General features: G+C 67.1%; 6 protein-coding genes. 4 read left to right on the top strand and 2 right to left on the bottom strand.

The window, feature by feature from the left end; genetic code table 11:
• Positions 1-150: 150 nt before the first annotated feature.
• Entirely contained in the window at positions 151-1,155 is a 1,005-nt protein-coding gene (locus AC27VE_RS26045; RefSeq protein WP_488705392.1) for a FecR domain-containing protein, read from the bottom strand.
• Positions 1,134-1,670, bottom strand: a complete 537-nt coding sequence (locus tag AC27VE_RS26040) for a sigma-70 family RNA polymerase sigma factor (RefSeq protein WP_454676278.1) — start codon at positions 1,668-1,670, stop codon at positions 1,134-1,136. Before AC27VE_RS26040 ends, AC27VE_RS26045 begins: the two co-directional genes overlap by 22 nt.
• A 210-nt stretch (positions 1,671-1,880) precedes the next feature.
• On the opposite strand from AC27VE_RS26040, the gene AC27VE_RS26035 reads away from it, so the two are divergent.
• From AC27VE_RS26035 to AC27VE_RS26020, 4 genes are read left to right on the top strand one after another with little or no spacing between them, the layout of a single operon-like run.
• A complete protein-coding gene (locus AC27VE_RS26035) occupies positions 1,881-2,750 on the top strand; it encodes an alpha/beta hydrolase family protein (RefSeq protein ID WP_006223710.1) in 870 nt (289 codons plus the stop codon).
• Between the two features lie 58 nt (positions 2,751-2,808).
• Positions 2,809-3,753: an ABC transporter permease gene (locus AC27VE_RS26030; RefSeq protein ID WP_006223711.1), complete on the top strand. Its 945-nt coding sequence runs from the start codon at positions 2,809-2,811 to the stop codon at positions 3,751-3,753.
• Entirely contained in the window at positions 3,750-4,571 is an 822-nt protein-coding gene (locus tag AC27VE_RS26025) for an ABC transporter permease (RefSeq protein WP_006223712.1), read from the top strand. Before AC27VE_RS26030 ends, AC27VE_RS26025 begins: the two co-directional genes overlap by 4 nt.
• Positions 4,568-6,223: an ABC transporter ATP-binding protein gene (locus tag AC27VE_RS26020; protein WP_006223713.1), complete on the top strand. Its 1,656-nt coding sequence runs from the start codon at positions 4,568-4,570 to the stop codon at positions 6,221-6,223. Before AC27VE_RS26025 ends, AC27VE_RS26020 begins: the two co-directional genes overlap by 4 nt.
• Positions 6,224-6,284 lie beyond the last annotated feature (61 nt).

Below are 6,284 nucleotides of genomic sequence, written 5' to 3'. Positions count from 1 at the left end.
GTGCGGGTCAAAGCTGGCCGTGAGCCAGGACGGCGGTGCGCCATGGGGTTCTCCGTAGATGGGCGTGTTGTGGTGTTGCTGGGGTTGTTGACACGCGAACGGAGAAAAGCGGACATGCAATGGCCGGGAAAGTTGTAACTACGCGGCGGTTCAGGCCGATCCGCCCCTGGCCTCCACCGTGACCCAGTAGCGGGTCCGGGTCACCACGCGCACGGGCAGGGTGGCGGGCAGCAGGGAAAGGATGCGGTCGGTGTCTTGCAGCTGGAACCCGCCCGACAGGCGCAGGTCGGCTACGGCCGGATCGCAACGGACGATGCCGGGCCGGTAACGCGATAGTTCGTCCAGGAAATCCGCCAGCCGGATGTTGTCGGCGACCAGGACGCCGCGCGCCCATTCCCCGGCGCCAGCGGGCAGGGCCGCGACGGGGTCGGCGCCGGTTTCGTCGAACCGCACGCATTGGCCTGCCGCGACGCGCAAGCGCTGGGCGGGGGCGTGTCGGGGCGCGATTTCCACGGCGCCGTCCAACACCGACACACGGCAGTCCTTATCGGTCTGCCGGACGGTGAAGCGGGCGTCCTGCGTGCGGATCGCGCCCGAGTCGGTCGAGACCAGGAAGGGCCGGGCCATCGCCGGATGGGCGGGGTCGGCGGCCGTGCGTACCAGGATTTCGCCGGACCGGAGGATAAGGCGCCTGACCGTGGCATCGAAAGCCACGTCCATGGCGCTGGCGGTGTTCATCTGCACGACGCTGCCGTCGGCCAGCCGGATTTCGCGGCGCACGCCCGTGGCGGTGCGGTATTCGGCTGCCCAGCTGGACCAGGGAGCCATGCGCCACGCGGCCCACGCGGCGGGCAGGCCAACCGCCATGCCGCCCAGCGCGGCAAGCGCCTTGCGCCGGGGCATCTTGCGGTTCAGCGCAGAGCGCGCCAGCTCGGGCGGCAGCGTGCTGAACTGGGCGTTGAACTGCTGCGCGCGTTGCCACGCGCGTTCGTTGTCCGGGCTTTGCGCGCGCCAGCGCTCCCATTCCTGGAAGGCTTCCGGCGCCGGCTCGGCGCCGGCGTGCAATCGCATCAGCCATTGCGCAGCCTGGCGCAACGCCAGCCGGTCCAGCGGGGCTTCGTGCGGACTGCCCATCAAGCGGCCAGCAGCAGGCATTGCTCGAACGCCTGCGCCATGTAGCGGCGCACCGTGCGGTCGGTGATGCGCATGGCGTCGGCGATCTGCCGGTAGGTCATGCCGTCAAGCTGCGCCATCAGGAACGCGGTGCGGGCCTTGGCGGGCAGGCCATCCAGCATGGCATCGATCTGATGCAGGGTTTCCAGGATGACGAGCCGCTGTTCGGGCGAGGGGGAGGTGGGCTCGGGCATCTGCGCCAGCGCCTCCAGCCAGGCGCGTTCCAACGATTGCCGGCGGTGGAAGTTGCACAGCACGTGCTTGGCGACGGTGGTCAGATAGGCGCGCGGCTCTTGCAGCCGAAGCTCCTGCGCGCCCGGCTTGCGGCGCGCCTCAAGAATGCGGGTGAACGTGTCCTGCGCCAGGTCGGCGGCATCGGACGTATTGCCCAGGCGCTTGTTCAGCCAGTTTCTGAGCCATCCGTGATGGCCGGCATAGAGTGTCTGGACGACATCCACGGCAGGATCCCCAACACGCCGGGTCCTGCCCGCACGCATCTATATTGATAATGATTCCCAATTGTATATGAGCATGGCGGCTGCGAGGGTGGCGGCGAAACAACGGACCCGGCTTGCGGCCTAGGGAATCCCCTGCCTTGTTGACCGGAAACGCATGCGCCTAAAATTGGCGCCAATTTATGTGATTATTGTTCTGACCACCGGCATAGACCATGTGCCCGCCCGCGCGGCCATGGAAACGAGGAAATCATGCAGTCCAACGCAGCTCCCGCCATCCAACCCGACGCCGCCCGCGCGCGGGCCATGTACGACCTGGGCCACAGCACCGTTTTCGCGGCCCGCACCGATCCGCGCTTTTCCTATTGCATGTATGTGCCCCCGCACATCGACGCCGCCAAGCACCCGATGGAGCTGGTGGTGATCATGCACGGCACCGGCCGCGCCTTCGTGGAATACCGCGACGCGTTCGCCGAGTTCGCGCGCTGGAACGACTGCATCGTCCTGTGCCCGCTGTTCCCCGTGGGCCCGCTGGGCGACGGCAACCGCGACGGCTTCAAGCAGCTGCGCGAAGGCGACATCCGTTACGACCAGATCCTGCTGGACATGGTGGCTGAAGTCGGTGAGAAGTTCGGCCGCGATTTCAAGAAGTTCGGCCTGTTCGGCTATTCGGGCGGCGGCCAGTTCGTCAACCGTTTCGCCTACCTGCACCCGGAAAGCCTGTGGGCCGTGTCGATCGGCGCGCCGGGTTCGGTCACGCTGCTGGACCCGAGCCAGGACTGGTGGGTTGGTGTGCGCGACGCCGAGGCACGCTTCGGCAAGGGCGTCGACATCGAGGCGCTCAAGCAGGTGGCGGTCCACATGATCGTGGGCAAGGCCGACCTGGAAACCTGGGAAATCACCCATCGCGAAGGCGGCAAGTTCTTCATGCCGGGCGCTAACGACGCCGGCAAGACGCGCCCCGAACGCCTGGAGTCGCTGCGCCGTTCGTTCGAAGCTCAAGGCGTGAAGGCGGTACTGGACGTGGTGGAAAACGTGCCGCACGACGGCTTGAAGTGCGTGGGCCAGGTGCAGGACTTCCTGGCGGGCGCGCTGCACAAGTTGCGACATGCTGATAATTGATATCGCTGGACGCGGGCGCGGCGCACCGCCGCTCCGCGTCCGGGAATAGGAGAGGGCCATGCTGCGTTTTGCGCTATCCCGAATTGTCATGGCCGTGCCGACCCTGCTGATCGTGGCGGTGGCGGTGTTCGTGATGATCCGGCTGATTCCGGGCGATCCTGCCCAACTGCTGCTGGGCGACCTGGCGACGCCGGCCGCCCTGGCGGACCTGCGTGCGCGCCTGGGGCTGGACCAGACCTGGCTGACGCAGTTCGGCATCTGGTTCGGCAACATGCTGCACGGCGATCTGGGATCGTCCATCAACACTGGCCAGCCCGTGCTGCCGCTAGTGTGGGACCGTTTCCTGATCAGCGGGCGCGTGGTGCTGGTGGCGGTGCTGTTTGCCGCGCTGGTGGCCGTGCCCGCCGGCATGATCGCGGCCTGGAAGCAGAACAAATGGCCCGACCTGTTCCTGGTCGGTTCAGCAACCCTGCTGGTGTCCATCCCGACTTTCTGGCTGGGCTTGCTGCTGCTGATCTTCTTCGGCCTGAAGCTGCAGTGGCTGCCGGTGGTGGGCTACGTGTCCATTGGTGAAGACTGGAAGGCGGGCCTGCTGTACCTGGCCATGCCGATCCTGACGCTCTTTCTGCATGAAATCGGGGTGCTGATGCGCATGGCGCGCGCCAGCACGCTGGAAGTGCTGCGGCTGGACTACATCACCCATGCGCGTGCCAAGGGCCTGTCCGAATCGGCCGTGCTGATGCGCCACGCCTTTCGCAACGCCTTCGGCCCGACCTGGACGCTGATCGGCCTGGTGCTGGGCAACCTGCTGGGCGGCATCGCGGTGGTGGAAACGGTGTTCACCATTCCCGGACTGGGGCGTTTGCTGGTGGATTCGATCTTCGCGCGCGACTACCCCGTGATCCAGGGCTGCCTGCTGTTTGTGGGCGTGGTCTACGTGATCGTGAATCTGCTGATCGACCTGTGCTATCCCATCTTCGACCCGAGAGTGACCGCCGAATGAAAAAGCGAATCGCAGCTAACGCGCTCCTGGGCGGCGTGATCGTCGGGGCGATGATCGTCGCGGCGATCATGGGCGCCTTCTGGACGCCGCATGACCCGCTCAAGATCAACTTCGTCGCCCGGCTCAAGCCGCCCGGCGGGGACTTCCTGCTGGGCACCGACGAATTCGGCCGCGACGAGCTGTCGCGCCTGTTGGCCGGCGCATCCAGCAGCGTCTGGATCAGCCTGCTGACCGTCACGTTCGCCATCGTGGCGGGCACCGCCATCGGCACCCTGACGGGTTTCGTGCGCGGTTGGACCGACCGCATCATCATGGCCTTCAACAACGCGCTGCTGGCCTTTCCGGGCCTGTTGCTGGCGCTGGGGCTGCTGGCGGTGGTGGGCGCCAACAAGTACGGCATCATCCTGGCGCTGGGCCTGGCCTATACGCCGTCGGTGACGCGCATCGTGCGGGGCACGGTGCTGTCATTGCGCGAAAAGGAGTTCATTGAATCGTCCCGGGTGCTGGGCAATTCCGAGCTCTACACGATGTTCCGGCACGTGCTGCCCAACTGCGTGGCGCCGCTTACCGTACTGGCCACATCCATGTTCGGCTGGGTGATCCTGGCGGAAAGCGCGCTGTCCTTCCTGGGCCTGGGCGTGCCGCCACCCGCACCGACCTGGGGCAACATGCTGGCCGCCGCGCGTCCGTTCATGGCGCAGGCGTCGTACCTATCCATTCTTCCCGGCCTGGCCATCGCGCTCGCGCTGCTGGGGATCAACCTGCTGGGCGATGCGGTGCGAGACCGTCTCGATCCCCGCATGAGGGGCGTGCAATGAGCGCACTGGTATCCGTATCGAACCTGACCCTGACGGTGGGCGCCGGCGGCCGCGAGATCGTCAGCGGCGTGTCCTTCGAGGTCGCGCCCGGTGAAATGGTCGGCATCGTCGGGGAATCCGGCAGTGGCAAGACCCAGGCCGCGCGCGCCATCATGGGTCTGACGCCTGCGCCGCTGGTGGTGGCGGGCGGGGCCATCCTGTTCGAAGGCGTGGACGTGACGAAGGCCGAGCCGGCCGTGCTGCGCAAGCTTCGCGGCGCGCGCATCGGCATGGTCTTCCAGGAGCCCATGACGTCGCTGAACCCATCCATGCCGATCGGCCGCCAACTGGACGAAGGCCTGAAGCTGCACCGCAAGGACCTGTCCACGGCGCAGCGCCGCGAGCGCATTCTTGAGATGCTGCGCCGCGTGGGCATCCGCGACCCCCAGGGGGCGATGGACGCCTGGCCGCACGAGTTTTCGGGCGGCATGCGCCAACGCATGATGCTGGCCTCGGTGATGCTGCTGGAGCCTGCGCTGCTGATCGCCGACGAGCCCACCACCGCGCTGGACGCAGTGGTGCAGCGCGACGTGCTGGAACTGATGGTGGATCTGACGCGCGAACATCACACGGCGGTGCTGATGATCAGCCACGACCTGCCGATGGTGGCCCGCTACACCGAGCGCATGGTGGTGATGCAGCACGGCAAGGTGCTGGAAACCGGCACGACCGCCGGCATCCTGGAGCGCCCGCAGCATCCGTACACGCGCAAGCTGCTGGACGCCATGCCGCGCCGCCTGCCGGCCCGCAAGCTGGCGCCGGAGGCGCCCATCGTCGAAGTCAAGAACCTGGTGGTGGACTACGCAGGCCATCAGCGCCTGTTCTCCCGCACGGGCGCCAAGCGCGCTTTGAACGGCATCGACCTGCACGTCCAGCCGCGCGAAGTCGTGGCCGTGGTGGGCGGATCGGGCTCGGGCAAGACGACGCTGGGCCGGGCAATCGCCGGGCTGTTGTCGCCCACGTCGGGCCAGATCCTGTTCCGCAACCAGCTGGTGAACCGGCGGTCTCCCGCCTGGCGCGACTACCGGCTGAATTGCCAGATGGTGTTCCAGGACCCGTATTCGTCGCTGGACCCGCGCATGACCATCGGCCAACTGGTGGGCGAAGGCCTGCGCATGCTGGACGACATGCCTTCGGCGGATAAGCGCCGCCGCGTGGACGAGGTGCTGGCCGAGGTAGGCCTGGGGTCCGAATACGCCAAGCGCTTTCCGCACGAAATGTCCGGCGGCCAGCGCCAGCGCGTGGCGATCGCCCGCGCCATCGTGCGCCGGCCCGCCTTCGTGATTGCCGATGAGCCGGTGTCCGCGCTGGACGTGACCGTGCGGGCGCAGGTGCTGGACCTGTTCGCCGACCTGCAGGAACGGCACGGCTTTTCGTGCCTGTTCATCAGCCACGACCTGGGCGTGGTTGAGCAGGTGGCCGACCGGGTGGTGGTGATGCGCGACGGCGGCATCGTCGAGCAAGGTTCGCGCGACGCCGTGTTCGACCGGCCGCAGGAAGACTACACGCGCAGCCTGCTGTCGGCGATTCCGGCCCTGGAATCCACCGATACCGGAGGGGTGCGCCTGCGTTGGCGGCTGGACGGCCAGGAGCCCTTGCGGGCAAGCGCGTGAGGGCAGGGGGGAACCCCCTGCTATCGCCGCAAGAAGTTATGCCTAAAATACGCGCTTGGAA

The organism is Achromobacter sp. 18P8.1.1 (genome assembly GCF_057799415.1).
The sequence above is the reverse complement of the archived record's forward strand: the minus strand, read 5'-3'. Positions and strand labels throughout refer to the sequence as shown.